Origin of the sequence: Actinomyces timonensis (genome assembly GCF_040702965.1) — a bacterium.
Lineage (GTDB): Bacteria > Actinomycetota > Actinomycetes > Actinomycetales > Actinomycetaceae > Actinomyces > Actinomyces timonensis_A.
Genome location: NZ_CP159989.1, coordinates 2,363,669 through 2,383,308 on the forward strand (window position 1 = coordinate 2,363,669; position 19,640 = coordinate 2,383,308).

Genomic DNA, 19,640 nt, shown 5'->3' on the forward strand with positions numbered 1-19,640 from the left:
GGGGCCGGAGCCGCGGAGGTGGAGTGGGTGAGGCCCGGAGGCGCGGCCCTACATCCAGGCGCTGGGATCCGCGGCGACCCCCTCCAGCAGCGCCCAGGCCGCGCCCGTGGCCCCGGACATCTGGTCATTGTCGGCCCTGAGCACCTGCGGGGGGGACCACGCCGAGGCCAGGACGCGCGCGCGCAGCTCCTCCTCCAGCTCGGGGCGCAGCACCTCGGTCAGCGGGGAGAGATGGCCGCCGAGCACGACGATGGGGATGTCGAGGATGTTGATCGCCGCCCCCAGGCCCACGCCCAGGGCGTGGGCCGCGCGCGAGAGAGCGGCCCTGGCCCGGGGCTCCCCCGCCTCCCAGGCCTCCACGAGGCTCTCCGCGGGCGCGTCGTCGGCCAGCCCGGCCGCGGACAGGATGAGGCGGCGCCCGGCGTAGCGCTCAAGGCACCCGCGGTTGCCGCAGGTGCATTCCGGGCCACGCGGATCGACCTGGACGTGCCCGATCTCCCCCGCGAACCCGTTCGCGCCGTCGACCGCGGCCCCGTCGCGCACGAGTCCCGCGCCGATCCCGTTCTCCCCCGACAGGTAGATGTAGCTGGGCCAGGCGTGGACCATGGCGGGGCGCCGCCGCCCGACTGTCAGCGCGCCCAGACTCGCCTCGTTACCGACCTGGATCGAGGCCAGCCCGGCGGGCTCGAGCGCCGGCGCCAGGACGTCCGACGGGCGCAGGTCCTCCCAGCCCAGGTTCGGGGCGCGCAGCAGCCGGTCCCCGGAGACCAGGCCGGGCAGGGCGAGGCCCGCCCCCACGACCGTGGACTGCTGGACGGCTGAGATGGTCAGGACGTCGGTGGTCAGGCGCGCGAGGGCGCTGAGGACCCGCGCGGGATCCGAGCCGGCGAAGTCGTCGACGACGACGCGCTCCGCGAGCAGGTCACCGGACAGGTCGATGGCGCGCACGGCCATGTAGGCGACGTTGACCTCCAGTCCGAGCGCCACGAAGGTGCCGCTGGGCGCCACGAGCGGGACGGCCGGGCGGCCAGGACCGACGGAGGGCACCGGCTCCAGCTCGGCGATGATGCCGGCCGCGACGAGGTCGTCGGCCAGGCGCGAGGCCGTTGAGCGCGTCATCCCCGTCGAGGCGGCGACGTCGGCCCGGGAGACCGGCGTCGGGGCGGACAGCACCTGGCGGGCGACGAGCGCGAGGTTCGCGGTACGCAGCGTCGACTGGCGCGCCGAGGAGGCGGTGCTGGCGGGCGGTGATGACGATGCCGCCGAGGTGGTACGAGCGGGCACCCCTTGACCCTACCTCATCGCCATGCCATAGTTGTGCCGCCAAACAAATATGGGCGCACGCCCGGCTCGAGGAGGAGATCATGGCTCGCAAGCCCACGAAGGAAGACAAGTTCTCATTCGGCCTGTGGACCGTCGGCTGGCTGGCCGCCGACCCCTTCGGCGACAAGACCCGCGCCGCCCTCAAGCCGTGGGAGTACGCCGAGAGGCTCGCTGAGCTCGGCGCGTGGGGCATCACCTTCCACAACAATGACGTCTTCCCCTTCGACGCCACCGACGCCGAGCGCGACGACATCGTGCGCCGGCTCAAGGAGACCGTCGACGCCACGGGCCTGACCATCGAGATGGTCACGACCAACACCTTCACCCACCCGGTCTTCAAGGACGGCGGCCTGACCAACAACGACCGCTCCATCCGCCGCTTCGGCCTGCGCAAGGTCCTGCGCAACATCGACCTGGCCGCCGAGCTCGGCGCCACGACCTTCGTCATGTGGGGAGGGCGCGAGGGCGCCGAGTACGACTCCTCCAAGGACCTCAACGCGGCCTTCGACCGCTACAAGGAGGGCCTGGACACCGTCGCCGGCTACATCAAGGACAAGGGCTACAATCTCAGGATCGGCCTGGAGCCCAAGCCGAACGAGCCCCGCGGCGACATCTTCCTGCCCACCGTCGGCCACGCCCTGGCCCTGATCGCCGAGCTCAACAACGGCGACGTCGTGGGGCTCAACCCGGAGGTCGGCCACGAGCAGATGGCGGGCCTCAACTACACCCACGGCATCGCCCAGGCCCTCAACGCCGGCAAGCTCTTCCACATCGACCTCAACGGCCAGAAGGGCCTGAAGTACGACCAGGACCTCGTCTTCGGCCACGGCGACCTGCTCAGCGCCTTCTTCACCGTCGACCTGCTCGTCAACGGCTTCCCCGGGGGCGGGCCCCGTTACGACGGGCCCATCCACTTCGACTACAAGCCCTCACGCACCGACGGCATGGACGGCGTGTGGGAGTCCGCCGCGGCCAACATGGAGATGTGGCTCCAGCTCGCGGAGAAGGCCAAGGCCTTCCGCGCCGACGCCGAGGTCCAGGAGGCCCTGAGGCTCTCCGGCGTCTACGAGCTCGGCGAGCCCACCCTGGGATCGGGCGAGTCCCTAGCGGACTTCCTGGCCGACCGCTCCGCCTTCGAGGACTTCGACGCCGAGGCCGCCGCCGCCCGCGACTACCACTTCGTCGACCTCTACCAGAAGGCCGTCATGCGTCTGATCGGCTGAGACCGGACGGCCCGGGGCGGTGGCGGCGCGCCGCCACCCCGGGCGCTCCCGCCCCTGACCGCCCACCTGCCCGCACTGACATCAGCGCACCGCGCCCTCACCATGGAAGGAGCATCATGACTCTGGTTGCTGGCGTTGATTCGTCGACGCAGTCATGCAAGATCGTCATCCGTGACGCCGATAGCGGTGTCCTGTCACGTCAGGCCAAGGCCTCGCATCCTGGTGGCACTGAGGTCCATCCTGATCAGTGGTGGCGCGCCCTGGGGGAGGTCCTCGACGCCGTCGGCGGCCTCGACGACGTCGCCGCCCTGAGCGTGGCCGGCCAGCAGCACGGCATGGTCGTGCTCGACGCCGACGGCCAGGTCATCCGCCCGGCCCTGCTGTGGAATGACACCCGCTCGGCCGGCGCGGCACTCGATCTGATCAGCGAGCTGGGCGGCGGCGACGAGGCGGCCGGCCGCCAGGCCTGGGCGCAGGCCGTCGGCAGCGTGCCCGTCGCCTCGCTGACCATCACCAAGCTGCGCTGGCTGGCGGACCACGAGCCCGACAACGCCGCCCGCGTCGCCGCCGTGTGCCTGCCCCACGACTGGCTCACCTGGAGGCTCTCAGGCGCCCAGTCCCTCCAAACCCTCACCACCGACCGTTCCGACGCCTCGGGCACCGGCTACTTCGACGCGGTGGCCAATGTCTACCGCCGCGACCTGCTCGCCCGCGCCCTGCGCATCAGCGAGCAGGAGGCGCAGGCGATCGTCCTGCCGCGGGTGGTGGCACCCCAGGAGGTCGCCCTGCGGGGCGGCTCCCACGTCCTGGGGCGCGACCTGTCCCACCTGGCGCTCGGCCCCGGATGCGGTGACAACGCCGGCGCCGCACTCGGCCTGGGTCTGCGCCCCGGCCAGACCAGCGTGTCACTGGGCACCAGCGGCGTCGTCGCGGCGGTGTCCACCACGCCCACGCACGACGCCTCCGGCCTCGTCACCGGCTTCGCCGACGCCACCGGCGCCTTCCTGCCACTGGCCTGCACCCTCAACGGCGCCCGGATCCTCGACGCCGCCAAGAAGGTCCTGGGCGTGAGCTACGACGAGTTCGACGCCATGGCCCTGGCGGCTGAGCCGGGCGCCGGCGGCCTCGTCCACGTGCCCTACCTCGAGGGTGAGCGCACCCCCAACCTGCCGGGCGCCACCGGGATCCTGACCGGCATGACCCTGACCAACCTGACCCCGGCCAACTACGCTCGCGCGGCCGCCGAGGGCCTGCTGTGCCTCATGGCCGACGCCCTGGACGCCGTGCGCGCCCAGGGGGTGGGCATCCAGGCCGTTACCCTCACCGGCGGCGGGACCAAATGGGCTTGCGCCAAGGCCCTGGCCCCCGCCATCCTGGGCGTGCCGGTGGACGCGCCCGCCCCCGGGGAGCACGTCGCCGACGGCGCCGCCAAACAAGCCGCCTGGGTCCTGACCAACACCGATCAGCCCCCCGCATGGGCCCCCAGCGCCCCCGAGCGCCTCACCGCGCCCCCCCAACCAGGCATCCGCGCCGCCTACACCGCCGCCGCGAGACTCCTCCTCACCCACGACTGAGCAACCGAGACTCCGCGCCCCCAACCACCCGGGCCCCGCGGGCGACGGAGCCGCGCACCGCTCCGGGACGCTGACCGCGCCCCCCACCAACAGGTGTCCTGCCTCAGGACGTCATTGACTGCCACGCCTCTGTATTGAGGATGAACTGTCACCGACATATTGAGGCAGGACACCCCTATTTACAGGGATTCCTTCAACTGCTACGGTGCAACAAATAGGTGGCTCGCCGGGCCACCCCTCACATAGCAGGCAAGGAGGCCCTATGTCGAACCTGACCCGCAGGTCGTTCGTGGCCGGCGGGGCCGCGAGCCTCGCCGCCGCCGTCACGGCGTGCACGGCCGAGCGCTCCGCCGACTACTACGGCGCGTCCTCCGGGCGGCAGGGCGCCCTCGTCGGCGTGTCGATGCCCACCAAGAACCTCGAGCGGTGGAGCCGCGACGGCGAGAACCTCAAGACGCTCCTGACCGACCTGGGATACCAGGTCGAGCTCCAGTTCGCCGACAACAAGGTCGAGCAGCAGAGCTCCCAGCTCCAAACCATGATCAACAAGTCGCCGAAGGTCATCGTCGTCGGCGCGATCGACGGCTCGGCCCTGGCGCCGGTCCTCCAGTCCGCCGCCAACCTCGGCATCACGATCGTCGCCTACGACCGCCTCATCCGCGACACCGAGGCCGTGGACTACTACGTCACCTTCGACAACTACAACGTCGGCGCGCTGCAGGGCCAGTACCTCGTCGACGCGCTCGGACTGGAGTCCGCCAAGGGGCCGATCAACATCGAGCCCTTCTCCGGGTCCCCGGACGACAACAACGCGCGCTTCTTCTTCGCCGGGGCCTGGGACGTGCTCGCCCCCTACGTCAAGGCCGGCGCCCTCGTGTGCCCCTCGGGAAAGATGCCCGCATCCGTCGATGACTGGCAGTCCATCGGCATCCAGGCCTGGTCCAACACCACGGCCCAGGCGGAGATGGAGAACCGCCTCAATTCCTTCTACAGCACCACCACCCGCGTCGGGGCGGTCCTGGCGCCCAACGACGCCATCGCCCTGGGCGTGTCCCAGGCGCTGGACTCCGCGGGCTACGGGCCGGCCGACTGGCCGGCGCTCACCGGCCAGGACGCCGATCAGGCCAATGTCGCCAATATCGTGACGGGCCGCCAGTCGATGACCGTCTTCAAGGACACGCGCAAGCTCGGCGAGCGCTGCGCGACGATGGTCAACCAGATCGTCAAGTCCGAGCAGGTCGAGGTCAACGACACCGGCTCCTACGACAACGGCGTCAAGGTGGTCCCGGCCTACCTGCTCGAGCCGGTGACCGTCGATGCGGGCAACGTCAAGGAGGTCCTCGTCGACTCCGGTTACTACAGCGCCGAGGAGGTCGGGCTATGAGCCCGGCGCGCGGGCGCATGGCAGGAGGGGAGTCATGAGCCCAGAGTCGACGTCGCCTCCCGCCATTGACGGCGGCCCGGGGGGCCTCATCCTCCAGATGAGGGGCATCACGAAGTCCTTCGGGCGGTTCACCGCCCTCCAGGATGTCACCTTCGATGTGCGGCGCGGTGAGATCCACGCGATCTGCGGGGAGAACGGCGCGGGCAAGTCCACCCTCATGAACGTCCTGTCGGGGGTGTGGCCGCGCGGCACCTACGACGGCGACATCGTCTACGACGGCGTGGTCCGCGAGTTCCGCTCCGTGCGGGAGTCCGAGGCGCTGGGCATCGTCATCATCCACCAGGAGCTGGCGCTGAGCCCCTACCTGTCGGTGGCTGAGAACATCTTCATGGGCAATGAGAGGCAGCGCGGTGGCGTCATCAACTGGGACGACACCAATGACGAGGCGGCCCGTCTCCTGGCCGAGGTCGGCCTCGACATTCAGCCGCGGACGCGAGTGGCGGACCTGGGGGTCGGCCACCAGCAGCTCGTCGAGATCGCCAAGGCCCTGTCCAAGGACGTGCGCCTGCTCATCCTCGACGAACCGACGGCCGCGCTCAACGACGAGGACTCCGAGCACCTGCTCGGCCTCATGCGGGGCCTGCGCGAGCGCGGCATCTCCATGGTCATGATCTCTCACAAACTCGGGGAGGTCTCCCGCATCGCGGACCGCACGACGATCATCCGCGATGGCCGGACCATCCAGACCGCCCCCCTGCGGGGCCCCGGGGCGATCACCGAGGACGAGATCATCCGCCTCATGGTGGGCCGCTCCCTCGACAACCGCTACCCCGAGCGAGCGCCGAGCATCGGCCAGGAGATCCTCCAGATCCGCGACTGGACGGTCCACCACCCCATCGACACCGCGCGCAAGGTGGTTGACGGGGCGGCGCTGAGCCTGCGGCGCGGTGAGATCGTGGGACTGGCCGGCCTCATGGGCGCCGGGCGCACCGAGCTCGCGATGAGCGTGTTCGGGCACTCCTACGGCACGGGGATCTCCGGCACGGTCCTCAAGGACGGGGTTGAGGTCTCCACCTCCTCGGTCGCCCGGGCCATGCGTCAGGGGCTGGCCTACGTCAGCGAGGACCGCAAGGCGCTGGGGCTCAACCTCATCCAGGACGTCAAGACGAACACCACCGCCGCGGCGCTGCGGAAGATCTCTCGTCGCGGCGTCGTCGACGACAGCGCCGAGATCGAGATCGCCGAGCGCTACCGCCACGAGCTGCGGACGAAGACCGCCTCCCTGTCGACCCCCGTCGGCTCCCTGTCCGGGGGCAACCAGCAGAAGGTCGTCCTGGCCAAGTGGATCTTCACTGACCCCGACGTCCTCATCCTCGATGAGCCCACGCGCGGGATCGATGTCGGCGCCAAGTACGAGATCTACCAGATCATCGGCGAGCTGGCGGACTCCGGCAAGGCGGTCCTCGTCATCTCCTCCGAGCTGCCCGAGCTGCTGGGCATCTGCGACCGCGTCTACGCCATGAGCCACGGGCGCATCACCGGCCAGCTCCCCCGGAGCGAGGCGGACCAGGAGAGCCTCATGCGGCTCATGACCATCGAGAAGAGCGACCACGATCAATCAGCGGGAAAGGACGGCGCGAAGTGAAGGGCGTCAACGCATACCTGGGGCGCAACCTGCGCCAGTACGGCATCCTCGCGGCCCTGGTCGCGATCATCCTCTTCTTCCAGGTCCTCACCGGCGGCCTCCTGCTGTCGCCCAACAACGTGGCCAGCCTCATCCAGCAGAACGCCTACGTCATGATCCTGGCCGTGGGCATGGTCATGGTCATCATCGGGCGCCATATCGACCTGTCCGTCGGCTCCCTCGTGGGGTTCATCGGCGGCGTCATCGGCCTGCTCATCGTCAACCAGGGCCTGCCGTGGATCGTGGTGGTCCTCATCGCCGTCGGCATCGGGATGCTCGTGGGGTGCTGGCAGGGGTTCTGGGTCGCCTGCATGGAGATCCCCGCCTTCATCGTCACCCTGGCGGGCATGCTCATCTTCCGCGGTCTGACCGTGGTCCTGGTCCAGCGCACCGTCTCCGGCATGCCCTCCAGCTTCGTGTCGATCGCCAATGGCTCCCTGCCGCCCTGGCTGGGCTACTTCCAGGACTACGACGGCGTGACGATCCTCATCGGCCTCGTGGCGATCGGCGGATTGGTCCTGCCGCAGGCGCGGGCCCGACGGCGCGCGGTGGCCGCGGGCCGCTCCGTCATGCCCCTGAGCGCCTTCCTCGTGCGCCAGGGCGTCCTCGCGGCCGCGATCGCGGCGCTGACGGCGCTGCTCGCCTACTCGGCCGGGGGCACGCCGATCGTGCTGGTCATCGTCGGCCTGGTCATCCTGGTCTACTCCTTCATCATGGGGCGCACGGTCTTCGGCCGACACGTCTACGCCGTGGGCGGCAACCTCAAGGCCGCGCGCCTGTCGGGCGTTGATGTGCGCAAGGTCGATTTCCTGCTGTTCGTCAACATGGGCCTCCTCGCCTCACTGGCGGCCATCGTGACGACATCCCGTGCGGGCGCCGCGGTCTCCACGGCCGGCAACCTGTATGAGATGGATGCGATCGCGGCCGCCTATATCGGGGGCGCCGCGGTCTCCGGGGGCATCGGCAGGGTGTCCGGGGCGATCATCGGAGCGCTCATCATGGGCGTGCTCAACATGGGGCTGTCCATCATGGCGGTCGACTCCGCATGGCAGCAGGCCATCAAGGGGCTGGTCCTCCTGCTCGCCGTCGCCGTCGACATCATCGGCAAGCGGCGCGCGGGGGCCTGACCCACAGCACTGGCCGGCCCCGCGGAGTCACGCCCCTCCCGCGCATCGACGCGGGAGGGGCGCGCCGCGCGTATCGATCCTCATGCCGCTCAGGGCCGATGGGCGTGGAGCCGCGTGCCGGGTTCGAACCGGCGACCTGCTGTTTACAAGACAACTGCTCTACCAGCTGAGCTAACGCGGCGGCGCGGGCCTCGGCACGAGGCCCGGGCGCAAGTGTGGCACATGTGCCGGGGATAGCGGGACGCTCTTCAGGAGCCGGGCGTCTCGGCGCCCTCCTCAGGGGTGGGCCCATCCGACGCGGCCGGGGTCTCGGCCGGAGTGGCGGGGGTCTCGGCCGGAGTGGCGGGTGCTGCGCTGCTCTGCTGGCCGTTGATGTAGTCGACCAGGCTGTTCTTGGCCTGGAGCAGGCTCAAGTCGACCTGCTTCCCGTCGTAGACGATCGTCGGGGTGCCACGGAAGCCGCCGTCGTTGAAGGCCTTGGTCGAGACGTCGATCCACTTCTGATAGCCGGAGGACCTCACCGCCTTCTTGATGACGCTGCGGGTGTCCGAGGACAGGCCCGCCTGAGAGGCGAGGTCGTTGATGGCGTCCTTGGTGAGCAGGCCCACGTCCTTCTTGGAGAACGCGGTGCCGAAGTGGGCGAGCAGGGCGTCGTGGTAGTCGAAGGCCTTGGCGGGCTCGTTATCGAGGACGGCGCCCATGGCGTGGTAGGCCAGGTTGGTCCAGTCCTGCTTGAGGAACTGCGCGGGGTGGAGGGCGAGGGTGATCTTGCCGTCGGCGGCGAGCTTCTTCATCTCCTCGGAGTGCTCCACCTCGAAGTTGGCGCAGAAGTGGCAGGAGTAGTCGAAGTAGACGTCGAGGACCGGGGCGTCGGCGTTGGAGGAGCCCACTGCGAGATCGGCCCCGTAGGTCCACGAGCCGTCGTCGCGGACGCCGGAGGGCAGCTTGCTGTTCTTCTTGGCCTCCTCAGCGGACCTCGAGTACCAGATGGTCCCGCCGACCCCGCCGACGATGGCGACGGCTCCGGCCCCGATGAGGGCGCGGCGCGTAAGGGTGGCGCGGCGCGCCTTGCGGGCCTGCTCCTCGCGCAGGGTCTGGGCCTTGGCGCGGGCGGCCTCCCGGCGCTCGGCCTTGGTTGGGCGGGGATCACTCGAGGCCATGATCGGCTCCTCCGAATCTGCGTAGGTGTCGTTGCGCGACGGTTCGCACCGACAATAATTGAAAATTCACTCTTCAGGAAGGGGCCGCGCTAATTGTCACTGCCCCGGGCCCGCGCCGCGCCCCCGGCGATCGCCGACGGCGCCGCCCCCTCACTGGAGGGGGCTGAGCGTCGCCGGCGGGAGGCGCATGAGCATCTCCAGCACGAGGCACCCGACGCCGAGGGACAGGAGCACGACGGCCCACAGCACGCGGATCGGCCGACCGGGCATGAAGGCGGACACGATCTTGGCGCCACCGCGCCGAGTGGACGCGCCCCAGGGGACGAACCACACGATGAGCAGGAAGACGAGCTCGCAGCCCGCCAGGAGGAGGGCCCTGCGATGGCGCAGGCGCACGCCCTCGAGGACCGACGGGTCCGCACCGACCTCCGCGCCCATCGGATCCCGGAGCAAGAAGTAGAGGCCACCAGCGACGACGCCGGCGAGGAGGATCGCAGGCAGCGCTGCCCCGGCAGAGCGCAGCAGGTAGAGCGGGCTCGAGGCCCACATGCGAGCGGTGTCCGCCGCCGTCGCGCTCCCCTTGTGAAGCCTGCGCCAGCGCCGGTCGTCATCCCCACGGCCCGCGGCGCCGGCGAGCACGACGAGAATGGATGCGGCCAATGCCACCCAGACAGGCACCCACATGGCGAGCATGACGAGGAGGAAGCCGACGCACAGGATCATCGCGGGACGGCGCCGGGGCTCGCGGGCCCAGTCGGGAAGAACCGCGGCCGGGGCGTCCGCGCCTCCGGACGTCCCGGCCGAGGCGGGGCGGGCATCGGGGCCCGCGGGGTCGAGCGCCCCGGCGGAAGCGGTCCCCACGCCCGTCGGCCCGGTGCTGGCGGGACCGGTTGACCACCCCGACGCGGTCGGGCCGGGGGCGGGGGCGCCCACCCCCTGGGCCTGGGGGGAGATCGCGGCCGGCATCGGCTGGGCGGCCTGGGCAGGAGCCCAGCCAGCGCTCGGCCCGCCGACCGGGGGGACCGGCCCGCCGAAGGGAGGAGTCGGCAGCGCGGGCGGCGAGGAGGGCCGGCTCATGGGAGAGGCCCCGCCGGGTCCCGCCCCGCCGGAGCCGGGGGCGTAGGAGGCTGGCAGCGCCGTCCCGCCGGCCCGCGCATCGGGGGCGGCGCCCTCGAAGGGGCTCGGCGCGGGGACTCTCCCATAGGATCCCGGGGTGGCGCCGTAGCCGGAGGCCGCGGGGGTCATCGTGGGACTGCCCCCCGGGCGCTGGACCGACGTCGGGCTCGGCCCGCTCGCCACTGGCGTCCCGTAGGCGCCGTCCGGCGCCCCCGAGGACGGCAGCGGCCCAGCGCCGCCGGCCCCGGGCGCAACCGCGGCGAGCGCCCGGGAGCCGTCCCCGCCGTCGGCGATCTCATCGAGGACGGAGAGAAGCCCGTCGATCGAGAGGCGGTCCACCGCCTTGGGCTCCAGGGCGGCGCGGAAGGCCCGCGCCAGGGCGGGGCGCTCCTCGGGAAGATCGCCGAGGCTCGGGCGTGCCGGCGTAGACGCGGCGGAAGACCACCTGCCAAGGGCCGGAGCCGAAGGGCGCGCGCCCGGTGACCGCGAAGAGGAGCACACCCGCGCAGGCGTACCAGTCGACACCCGGGGAGGGCTCGTCGCCGTCGAGCATCTCGGGCGGGATGAACCCGGGCGTCCCGGTGACCTGGCCGGCCTGGGTGAGGCGGACGTCGTCGGCGACCTGGGCGATGCCGAAGTCGATGAGGACCGGGCCCTGGGCGCCGAGCATGACATTGGAGGGCTTGAGATCCCTGTGGATGACGCCGGCGGCGTGGACGGCGCGCAGGGCGTCGACCAGGCCATGGGCGAGGTCGGACAGGTCGCGGGCGTCGGTGACGAGGTCGTAGGCCCCCTCGCGGTCGACCTCGCGCTGGAGGGTGGGGCCCTCGACGAGCTCGGTGATGACGAAGGTCATGCCGTGAGCGGACTCGGAGTCGCCGGTCTCGATGTCGAGGATGCGGGCGACGCGGGCATCCCGCACCCTGGCCAGGACCTGGGCCTCCCGGTCGAGGCGTCGCCTCGCCATGGGGTCGGCGGCGATCTGCGGGTGGAGGATCTTCATGGCGACGCGGTCGCCGGCCTCATCGGTCACCTCCCAGACCGCGCCCATGCCCCCGGCGCCGAGACGCCGCAGGAGCCGGTAGCCGCCGACGGTGGCGCCCGCCCGCAGTCCGCTGATCGACGGAGGAAGGGAGTCCGAGGGCTGCGTCATGCGGCCAGGGTACCGGCCGAGCAGGATCAAGCAGGATGGCGCCCAGCATGTGAGGCGGTTCACACATTGTTTGCCCAGGTCTCGTCCTGACAGGTGTCGCGCTCGGGAGTGCGCCATGACACTATGTCTCCCGTCGAGGGCTTCCGCCCCGGCACCGCGCCAAGGACGCCACGCGCTGCCCGGCTCGACCGAACTCCATCAACCTCCGTCAACGCTGACATCCCGGCACCTCTCCACCACGGATCGTCCGGCACGTACCTGCCGGTGAAGGGAATAACTCCATGGCTACCGTGACCTTTGATCACGCCACCCGCATCTACCCGGGCAATGACCGCCCCTCGGTGGACCAGCTCAACCTCGAGATCGCCGACGGCGAGTTCCTCGTCCTCGTCGGCCCGTCCGGCTGCGGGAAGTCGACCTCGCTCCGCATGCTCGCCGGCCTGGAGGACGTCAACTCCGGCCGCATCCTCATCGGCGACCGGGACGTCACCGACGTCCAGCCCAAGGACCGCGACATCGCCATGGTCTTCCAGAACTACGCCCTGTACCCGCACATGAGCGTGCATGACAACATGGGCTTCGCCCTGAAGATCGCCGGCACCCCCAAGGAGGAGATCGACAAGCGCGTCCGCGAGGCCGCCAAGATCCTGGGCCTGACCGAGTACCTCGACCGCAAGCCCAAGGCCCTGTCCGGTGGTCAGCGCCAGCGCGTGGCCATGGGCCGCGCCATCGTGCGCAAGCCCAAGGTCTTCCTCATGGATGAGCCCCTGTCCAACCTGGACGCCAAGCTCCGCGTCCAGACCCGCACGCAGATCGCCTCCCTCCAGCGCTCGTTGGGCGTCACCACGGTCTACGTCACCCACGACCAGACCGAGGCCCTCACCATGGGAGACCGCATCGCCGTCCTCAAGGACGGCCTCCTCCAGCAGGTCGGCACCCCTCGCGAGATGTACGACAAGCCCGCCAACGAGTTCGTGGCCGGCTTCATCGGCTCTCCCGCGATGAACCTGGGGCACTTCACCGTCAACGGCGACGTCGCCTCCATCGGCTCCGCCAAGATCCAGTTGAGTCGCGCCACCCTCGACGCCATCAAGCCCGAGGACGGCGGCAAGATCACCATCGGGTTCCGCCCCGAGTCCCTCGAGGTGGTCTCCGCCTCCGATGAGCACTCGATCCCGGTGCGCGTGTCCTTCGTCGAGGAGCTCGGGAGCGACGCCTACATCTACGGCGAGCTCGTGGGCGCCGAGGGCTCGGAGGACAAGCTCGGCAGCGGCGAGGACTCCAGCCAGATCATCGTCCGCGTCCCCCCGCGCACCGCTCCGGGCGCTGGCGAGACGGTCCACGTGCGCATCAAGCCCGGCCAGGAGCACATCTTCTCCGCGGCCACCGGCGAGCGCCTGCCCGCCTGATCACGAGCCCCACGACCCTCCCGGGTCATCATCCGAGCCCCGTCCCCGCCACGGCGGGGGCGGGGCTCCGCCGTGGCGGAGCGGGGAGCGCTGGCGCGACCGCCGGTGAGGCGCCGTCGGGCGGCGCCCCAGGGCAGCGTCACGACCTCATACACTGTCTGTCCGACAGCACGGGATTCCTGCGAGAATCGTCGCATGCTCATGTCCATGCAGATCTCGGCCGCGACGATCGATCCGGCCCTCCTCGACCTGCCCTGGGAGCTGTCGCTGGAGGACTGGCCCCAGGATGTCCTGGCCGCCCTGCCGCGAGGCCTGTCCCGGCACGTCGTGCGCTTCGTCAACCTCTCCGAGCGCGTCATCGCGGTCAAGGAGATCGGCGAGTCGGTGGCGCACCGCGAGTACGCGCTGCTGCGCGACCTGGTGCGGCTGGGCGCCCCCTGCGTCACCCCGACGGCAGTCATCACCGGCCGCATGAGCGCCGACGGTGAGCGCCTGAACTCCGCCCTCGTCACGGAGCACCTGTCCTACTCCCTGCCCTACCGGGCCCTGTTCAGCCAGTACATGAGCCCCGACACGGCCACGCGCCTCATCGACGCCCTCGCGGTGCTGCTCGTGCGCCTCCACCTGCTGGGCTTCTACTGGGGGGACGTCTCCCTGTCGAACACGCTGTTCCGCCGGGACGCGGGATCCTTCGCCGCCTACCTCGTGGACGCCGAGACGGGAGAAGCTCTACCCCGAGGGCGGTCTGACGGAGGGCAAGCGCCTGTACGACATCGACGTCGCCCGCACGAACATCATCGGCGAGCTCATGGACCTGCAGGCCGGGGCCCTCCTGGAGCCGAGCGTCGACACGATAGAGGTCGGGGACCGGATCATCGAGCGCTACCACGATCTGTGGGAGATCCTCACTGGTGAGGAGTCCTTCTCCATGAACGAGCGCTGGCGGGTGCGCCGTCGTATCGAGCGGCTCAACGAGCAGGGATTCGACGTCGGAGAGCTGACCATGCGCACGGACGAGACCGGGGAGCACCTCGTCATCCAGCCCAAGGTGGTCGACGCCGGCTACTACCACCGCCGCCTGCTGCGCCTGACGGGACTGGATGTCCAGGAGCGCCAGGGGCGCCGCATGCTCAACGACCTGGAGGCCTACCGGGTCACACGCGGGATGCGGGATCGGCCGCTCGAGCAAGTGGCGCATATCTGGCTCGCCGAGGTCTTCGAGCCAACCATCCAGTCCGTGCCGATCGAGCTGCGCCGCAAGCTCCAGAGCGCGGAGATCTTCCACGAGGTGCTGGAGCACCGCTGGTACATGTCGGAGGCCCAGCAGCGCGACGTCTCCACCGAGGAGGCCACTCAGGATTACATCACCCATGTGCTCCCCCAGCACTGGGACGAGGAGTCCTACCTGTCGCTCGGGGACAGCCAGGAGATGGAGGCGATCTTCACCGATGACGACGAGCCGCTCATCGAGGATGACGCCGAGTTCGCGGCCCGCGATGAGGAGACGGCCGAGGCCTACAGCGCCAACCCCTTCGGCTTCACCGCCGGCATGAAGTTCAAGGGCGAGTGATCACCTCCCCCTATATGCGAGACCGGTCGAAAATAAGAGCGAGACCGGTCGGTTATCCACAGGCCACTCCGGTACGCCAAGGGCGCGGCCGCCCTGCGTGCCGTGGACCGGTCTCGATGCTGATATCGACCGGTCTCGCTCTTGATATCGACCGGTCTCGGCGGGTTAGTCGGAGACGAGCTGGGTCTCGACGAGGCGCGTCTCCTCGTCCGCGCGGCGGCGCAGCTCGCGATGACGCACGACGGAGGCCAGCGAGGCCTGGAGGACCGCGTCGACGAGCACCATCGCTCCCACCGTCGCCACCCCCTTGTGGATCCCACCGCGCCGGCGCAGCGCCGCTCCGAGCAGCGCCCCGCCGATCCCGCCCTCCAGCACGACCGCGGCGCGCACCGTCCACGGCTTCTCCGTGACGGTCTCCACGTAGGCCTGCCGGATCGCCTGGCCGGGTGTTCCCGGGTCGCTCACCATCAGGCCGACGGAGCGGGTGACAGCATTGGCCAGGCCGCGGGGCTCGTGGACGACGACGCCCGGCACCTCCACGGGCGCCAGCGCCCCGGAGAGCACCATGTCCACCCAGCCCGGCAGTCCCAGGGCCTTGATCATCGCGGTCAGACCCGCGGCGCCCGGGGTGGCCAGGGCCTTGGCAACGGCCTCGGCATCGGCTCCCGGGACGGCGGCGGTGATCGCCGACGCGTCCGTGACGTCGGCGAGGAGGCCGTCCACCACGGCGCTCAGCGCGGGCCCGGGCTCGGCGACCCCGCCCCACACGTACTGGGAGGTCATGCCCCAGGAGAAGACGGCGTCGTCCTCAGAGTCCCCGGTGGTCACGGCGCGAACGGTCATGTCGCCCTCGTCGACCGTCAAGACGAGCGCGGGCAGGGACTCCTCGTCCCAGCCGAACATCCCGAGCGCCAGGCCCTCACCGGAGTGCAGGACGATGCGCCGATCGATCTCCGGGACAGTGGCCACCGCCAGCGGCCGCTCGAGGAGCGTGGCCTGCAGGGGCACCATGTATGCGCTGATCGGGGAGACGATGACGGTGCGGGCCGTCGGCGTGCCATGGCGCACGAGCCCGGGCAGCTCGGTGTCAGCGGGGAGCGCGTTGAAGGAGGCCGGGCCGATCGTCACCGAGGCGCCGAAGGCGCGCGCGAGGGACTCGGCCAGCTCGCTGACCCCCATGCCGGGAACGACGCCGCCGCGGCTGGGCGGGGTGACGGCGACCCGCGCCTCGGCGTCGGCGAGCAGGGTGATGGACAGCAGGTGGGGGGTGCTCGGGTACCACTCGAGGCGCGCGACGACGCGCTCGGAGTCCAGGCGCTCGGCCACTTCCTGGGGCGCTGTGCCGGGGGCGATGACGACTCCCTCCGTGCGGTTCCAGCGCTGCGATGCGTCCTGTGCCATGGCGGTCTCCTCGGGGTTGACTGCGGCCCATTGTGGCAGCAATACCGCCCGCGTGTGAATGAGGGGGCTCCAGGACCCGCGCCGGGAGCGCGGCTCCGGGCCTGAGCGCGGTCGCGGCTCCGGGCCGCGACCAGCCCGGGATGGCGAGACCCGCGCCGCCCGCTCAGCCCTCGGCCGCCGCGCGGCGCAGGCGATCCACCTCGTACAGGGTGATGCCCGTAGCCACGGCGGCGTTGAGGGACTCCACGCTCGCGGAGATCGGGATGGAGGCGATGACGTCGCAGGTCTCGCGCACGAGCCTGGACAGTCCCGCGCCCTCGGCGCCAGTGACGACGACGAGGGGGGCATCGGCCAGGGAGAGCCCCCCCACCGGGGTGTCGCCCCCGCCGTCGAGCCCGACGACGAAGCACCCCTCCTTCTTCAACTCCCGCAGGGCCCGCACCAGGTTGGTCTCGCGGGACACGCGCACGCGGGCGGCCGCGCCGGCCGACACCTTCCAGGCGGTGGCGGTGACCCCGGCGCTGCGGCGCTCGGGGATGATCACGCCGTCGGCCCCGAAAGCCCCGGCCGAGCGCAGGACTGCCCCCAGGTTGTGGGGGTCGGTGACCTGGTCGAGGGCGACGAGCAGGGGCGTGCGACCGAGCGAGCGAGCGCGGTCGAGGAGGTCGGCGGCGGTGGTGTACTCGTAGGCGGGGATCTCGATGGCCACGCCCTGGTGGGCGGCGCGGTCGGTGAGGGCGTCGAGGTCGAGGCGGGTGGTCTCCAGGACGGGAGCGCCCAGCAGCGCCGCGCGACGGACGACGGCGCCGAGCCGGTCATCGGAGGCGGCCGAGACGGCCATGAAGACGCGGCTGATGGGCACGCCCGCGCGGGCGGCCTCGGCCACGGCGTTGCGACCGCAGACGATCTCGAACCCCTCGGGCACGCGGAAGCCCCTCTTGAGGCGCTCCATCTGGTTGACCCGCTGGTTGGCCCCGGAGGCGCGGGCCTCAGCGCGGGCCTTGGCGAGCGCCTTGGGGTGGCCGACGCGGTTCTCGGCCTTGGGCGTGGGGCCCTTGCCCTCCAGGCGCTGGCGGCGATTGCCGCCCGAGCCCTTCGTGGGGCCCTTCTTGGATCCGGGGCGGCGCCGGGGGCCGGGGTACTGCTCGTTGCCGGGCATCGCGTGCCCTCCTGTCTACGTTTCGTGGGGTGGCGGCTCGGGCGGCGATCCGCGCCGGGGCCGGGAATGGGTCAGGCGGTGATCACGCGAGGTGCCAACGGGCGCCGCCCGCGGAGTCCTCGACGACGACGCCCGCGGCGGCGAGCCGGTCGCGCAGTGAGTCGGCGCGGGCCCAGTCCTTGGCGGCGCGCGCGGCGGAGCGCTCGTCGAGGAGCGCGGTCACGAGGTGGTCGAGAGCGCCCATGGCGGCGTCGGGGCCGTCGGACCCGGCGCCGCCGAGCACGCCCGTCCTCCAGGGCTCGGAAAGGGGGTCGAGGCCGAGGACGTCGAGCATGGCGCGCAGGTCGAGGGCCGCGGCGGCGATCACCGCGGGCTCGGGCGCGGGCGCCGCGAGGGCGGCGTTGAGGGCCTTGAGGGCTGCGTGGACGCAGGCCATGGCCCCGGCGAGGTTGAGGTCCTCATCCATGGCAGCGGTGAACTCGCCCGGCAGGGACCGCGAGCGCAACCCTGACGCGGGGGCGTCCACGGGGCCGGCCGGGCCGCCCGCTTCCCCAGTGGCGAGCTCGAGCGCGCGGGTGATCGCGCCGGCCAGCCGCTCCCAGAGGGCGGCGGCGTCGGCGAGGGTCTCCTCGGAGAACTCGACCGTGGAGCGGTGGTGGGCAGTGCCCAGCGCCAGGCGCAGCACGGGGGCGGGGTAGGCCTTGAGCAGCTCACCCACGACGAGGGAGTTGCCCAGGGACTTGCTCATCTTCTCGCCCTTGACGGTCACCCAGGCGTTGTGGACCCAGTGACGGGCGAAGCCCCAGCCGGCGCCGTGGGACTGGGCCTGCTCATTCTCATGGTGGGGGAATCGCAGGTCGATGCCGCCGCCGTGGATGTCGAACTCGTCGCCCAGGTAGCGCCGGCTCATGGCGGAGCACTCCAGGTGCCAGCCGGGGCGGCCGCGCCCCCAGGGGGTGCCCCAGGCGGCGTCGTCGGGCTCGCCGGGCTTGGCGGCCTTCCACAGGGCGAAGTCGCGCGGGGAGCGCTTGTCCGCCTCGACGTCAGCGTCGATCTGGGCCTCGTCCTCCGTGGTGGCCAGGTCCTCAGGGCGCTGGTTGGTGAGGGAGCCGTAGTCGGGCAGGGAGGCGACGTCGAAGTAGACGTTGCCGGGCGAGCCGACGTAGGCGTGACCGGCGTCGATGAGGCGGGAGATGAGGTCGATCATCTCGGGGACGTGGCCGGTGGCGCGCGGCTCGTAGGTGGGGGGAGCGATGCCCAGGGCGCGGTAGGCGGCGTCGAACTCGCGCTCGAAGCGCTGCGCCCAGGCCCACCACTGAACCGGCGGCTCGGCGGCGGCGGACTTGGCAAGGATCTTGTCGTCGATATCGGTGACGTTGCGGATGAGGACGACCTTCTGCCCGCAGCGCTCCAGCCAGCGGCGCAGCACGTCGAAGGCGATGCCGGAGCGCATGTGGCCGATATGCGGGGAGCCCTGGACGGTGGCGCCGCACAGGTAGATGCCGACCACCCCGGGGGTGGCGGTGGGGGCCAGGGGAACGACCTCGCGCGCGGCGGAGTCGTACAGGCGCAGGGCCAGTGCTGGGGCGTCGGTGGTCTCGGTGCTCACGGGGGCAGCCTATCCGGTGGGCACGTCGGGGGACGGGCGGCCCGGGGCGGGGGCCCGGGCCGGCGCCCCAGGGCCGGCGCGCGGGTCGGGGCCCGGGTCAGGGGCGCGCGGGCGGGTCGACGGGGTAGACGAGGGCGGTGGCGATGGCGAGCAGCCCCTCGGCCCGTCCGAGGAAGCCCAGATGGTCGGTGGTGGTGGCGGAGAAGTGGACGGGCGCGGCAGCGGCCCGGCTGAGCGCGGCGGTGGCCTCGGCCATGCGGGGGGCGATGCGGGGGTGCTCGCCGACGAGCTGGACGGCGATATTGCCGATCTCGAAGCCGGCGGCCCGCACGCGCCGCGCGGCCTCGGCCAGGAGCGCGCTTCCCGCGGCGCCCTTCCACTGCGGCTCGGCGGTGCCGAAGTTGGAGCCGAGATCGCCCAGGGCGGCGGCGGAGAAGAGGGCGTCGCAGCAGGCGTGGGCGACGACGTCGCCGTCGGAGTGCCCCGCCAGCCCGATCTCACCGGGCCAGTCCAGGCAGGCCAGGCGCAAGGGCGTGCCGGAGTCGGCGGCGGCGAAGGCGTGGACGTCAGTGCCGATCCCGGTGCGCGGGAGCATGAGGGGGGCCGCGGAGGGGACAGCGGTGGCGGGCGGGGCGCTGGGGGTGGCGTCGGAAGGGCTCATGGGAGCAGTGTGCCGTGCGCGGGCGAGGCCGGCGACGGTGCCGGGGCACGGGGCACCGCCGGCGACTCCAACGGCCCGGCGCGGGGC

Annotated in this window: 14 protein-coding genes, 1 tRNA gene and 1 pseudogene; 7 read left to right on the top strand and 9 right to left on the bottom strand. The window is 71.6% G+C overall.

Features of this window, described 5'->3' with window-relative positions:
• Positions 1–48 precede the first annotated feature (48 nt).
• Complete coding sequence (locus tag ABXS69_RS10190) at positions 49–1,284, bottom strand: ROK family transcriptional regulator (protein ID WP_366180537.1); 1,236 nt, start codon at positions 1,282–1,284, stop codon at positions 49–51.
• A gap of 80 nt (positions 1,285–1,364) precedes the next feature.
• Here ABXS69_RS10190 and xylA point away from each other — a divergent pair, with 80 nt between their 5' ends.
• The 5 genes from xylA (at position 1,365) to mmsB (ending at position 8,315) form a co-directional block, all read left to right on the top strand.
• Positions 1,365–2,546: a xylose isomerase gene (gene xylA / locus ABXS69_RS10195; RefSeq protein WP_366180538.1), complete on the top strand. Its 1,182-nt coding sequence runs from the start codon at positions 1,365–1,367 to the stop codon at positions 2,544–2,546.
• 116 nt (positions 2,547–2,662) lie between these two features.
• Positions 2,663–4,120 (top strand): FGGY family carbohydrate kinase, encoded by a 1,458-nt coding sequence (locus tag ABXS69_RS10200; RefSeq protein ID WP_366180539.1) that lies wholly within the window; start codon positions 2,663–2,665, stop codon positions 4,118–4,120.
• Between the two features lie 262 nt (positions 4,121–4,382).
• Entirely contained in the window at positions 4,383–5,504 is a 1,122-nt protein-coding gene (chvE, locus tag ABXS69_RS10205) for a multiple monosaccharide ABC transporter substrate-binding protein (RefSeq protein ID WP_366180540.1), read from the top strand.
• A 34-nt stretch (positions 5,505–5,538) separates the two neighbouring features.
• Positions 5,539–7,149, top strand: a complete 1,611-nt coding sequence (mmsA, locus tag ABXS69_RS10210; RefSeq protein ID WP_366180541.1) for a multiple monosaccharide ABC transporter ATP-binding protein — start codon at positions 5,539–5,541, stop codon at positions 7,147–7,149.
• A complete protein-coding gene (gene mmsB, locus ABXS69_RS10215; protein WP_366180542.1) occupies positions 7,146–8,315 on the top strand; it encodes a multiple monosaccharide ABC transporter permease in 1,170 nt (389 codons plus the stop codon). Before mmsA ends, mmsB begins: the two co-directional genes overlap by 4 nt.
• Before the next feature lie 105 nt (positions 8,316–8,420).
• On the opposite strand, the gene ABXS69_RS10220 is transcribed toward mmsB, so the two are convergent.
• From ABXS69_RS10220 to ABXS69_RS10235, 4 genes are all read right to left on the bottom strand, one after another.
• A tRNA-Thr gene (locus ABXS69_RS10220) sits at positions 8,421–8,496 on the bottom strand.
• 67 nt (positions 8,497–8,563) lie between these two features.
• A complete protein-coding gene (locus tag ABXS69_RS10225) occupies positions 8,564–9,475 on the bottom strand; it encodes a thioredoxin domain-containing protein (RefSeq protein ID WP_366180543.1) in 912 nt (303 codons plus the stop codon).
• A 150-nt stretch (positions 9,476–9,625) separates the two neighbouring features.
• Entirely contained in the window at positions 9,626–10,930 is a 1,305-nt protein-coding gene (locus ABXS69_RS10230) for a hypothetical protein (RefSeq protein WP_366180544.1), read from the bottom strand.
• Positions 10,887–11,744, bottom strand: coding sequence for a serine/threonine-protein kinase (locus tag ABXS69_RS10235; protein ID WP_366180545.1), 858 nt, complete (start codon positions 11,742–11,744; stop codon positions 10,887–10,889). Before ABXS69_RS10235 ends, ABXS69_RS10230 begins: the two co-directional genes overlap by 44 nt.
• 281 nt (positions 11,745–12,025) lie before the next feature.
• Here ABXS69_RS10235 and ugpC point away from each other — a divergent pair, with 281 nt between their 5' ends.
• Positions 12,026–13,153: a sn-glycerol-3-phosphate ABC transporter ATP-binding protein UgpC gene (gene ugpC, locus ABXS69_RS10240; RefSeq protein ID WP_366180546.1), complete on the top strand. Its 1,128-nt coding sequence runs from the start codon at positions 12,026–12,028 to the stop codon at positions 13,151–13,153.
• A gap of 195 nt (positions 13,154–13,348) precedes the next feature.
• Positions 13,349–14,723, top strand: a pseudogene (locus ABXS69_RS10245) (DUF4032 domain-containing protein).
• A gap of 165 nt (positions 14,724–14,888) precedes the next feature.
• On the opposite strand, the gene ABXS69_RS10250 reads toward ABXS69_RS10245, so the two are convergent.
• The 4 genes from ABXS69_RS10250 to ispF form a co-directional block, all read right to left on the bottom strand.
• Positions 14,889–16,124 (bottom strand): hypothetical protein, encoded by a 1,236-nt coding sequence (locus ABXS69_RS10250; RefSeq protein ID WP_366180547.1) that lies wholly within the window; start codon positions 16,122–16,124, stop codon positions 14,889–14,891.
• A gap of 163 nt (positions 16,125–16,287) precedes the next feature.
• Positions 16,288–17,283, bottom strand: a complete 996-nt coding sequence (gene rlmB, locus ABXS69_RS10255) for a 23S rRNA (guanosine(2251)-2'-O)-methyltransferase RlmB (RefSeq protein WP_366180548.1) — start codon at positions 17,281–17,283, stop codon at positions 16,288–16,290.
• Between the two features lie 82 nt (positions 17,284–17,365).
• Positions 17,366–18,892 carry a cysteine--tRNA ligase gene (cysS, locus tag ABXS69_RS10260; protein WP_366180549.1) on the bottom strand — a complete coding sequence of 509 codons (1,527 nt, stop codon included), beginning with the start codon at positions 18,890–18,892 and terminating at the stop codon, positions 17,366–17,368.
• A 97-nt stretch (positions 18,893–18,989) separates the two neighbouring features.
• Entirely contained in the window at positions 18,990–19,553 is a 564-nt protein-coding gene (gene ispF, locus ABXS69_RS10265) for a 2-C-methyl-D-erythritol 2,4-cyclodiphosphate synthase (RefSeq protein WP_366180550.1), read from the bottom strand.
• Positions 19,554–19,640: the final 87 nt, after the last annotated feature.

Coding starts and splice junctions, on each gene's coding strand:
- ABXS69_RS10225 (WP_366180543.1), bottom strand. CDS start 9,475: ATGGCCTCGAGTGATCCCCGCCCAACCAAGGCCGAGCGCCGGGAGGCC.
- xylA (WP_366180538.1), top strand. CDS start 1,365: ATGGCTCGCAAGCCCACGAAGGAAGACAAGTTCTCATTCGGCCTGTGG.
- ABXS69_RS10200 (WP_366180539.1), top strand. CDS start 2,663: ATGACTCTGGTTGCTGGCGTTGATTCGTCGACGCAGTCATGCAAGATC.
- rlmB (WP_366180548.1), bottom strand. CDS start 17,283: ATGCCCGGCAACGAGCAGTACCCCGGCCCCCGGCGCCGCCCCGGATCC.
- ugpC (WP_366180546.1), top strand. CDS start 12,026: ATGGCTACCGTGACCTTTGATCACGCCACCCGCATCTACCCGGGCAAT.
- ABXS69_RS10235 (WP_366180545.1), bottom strand. CDS start 11,744: ATGACGCAGCCCTCGGACTCCCTTCCTCCGTCGATCAGCGGACTGCGG.
- mmsA (WP_366180541.1), top strand. CDS start 5,539: ATGAGCCCAGAGTCGACGTCGCCTCCCGCCATTGACGGCGGCCCGGGG.
- chvE (WP_366180540.1), top strand. CDS start 4,383: ATGTCGAACCTGACCCGCAGGTCGTTCGTGGCCGGCGGGGCCGCGAGC.
- ABXS69_RS10250 (WP_366180547.1), bottom strand. CDS start 16,124: ATGGCACAGGACGCATCGCAGCGCTGGAACCGCACGGAGGGAGTCGTC.
- ispF (WP_366180550.1), bottom strand. CDS start 19,553: ATGAGCCCTTCCGACGCCACCCCCAGCGCCCCGCCCGCCACCGCTGTC.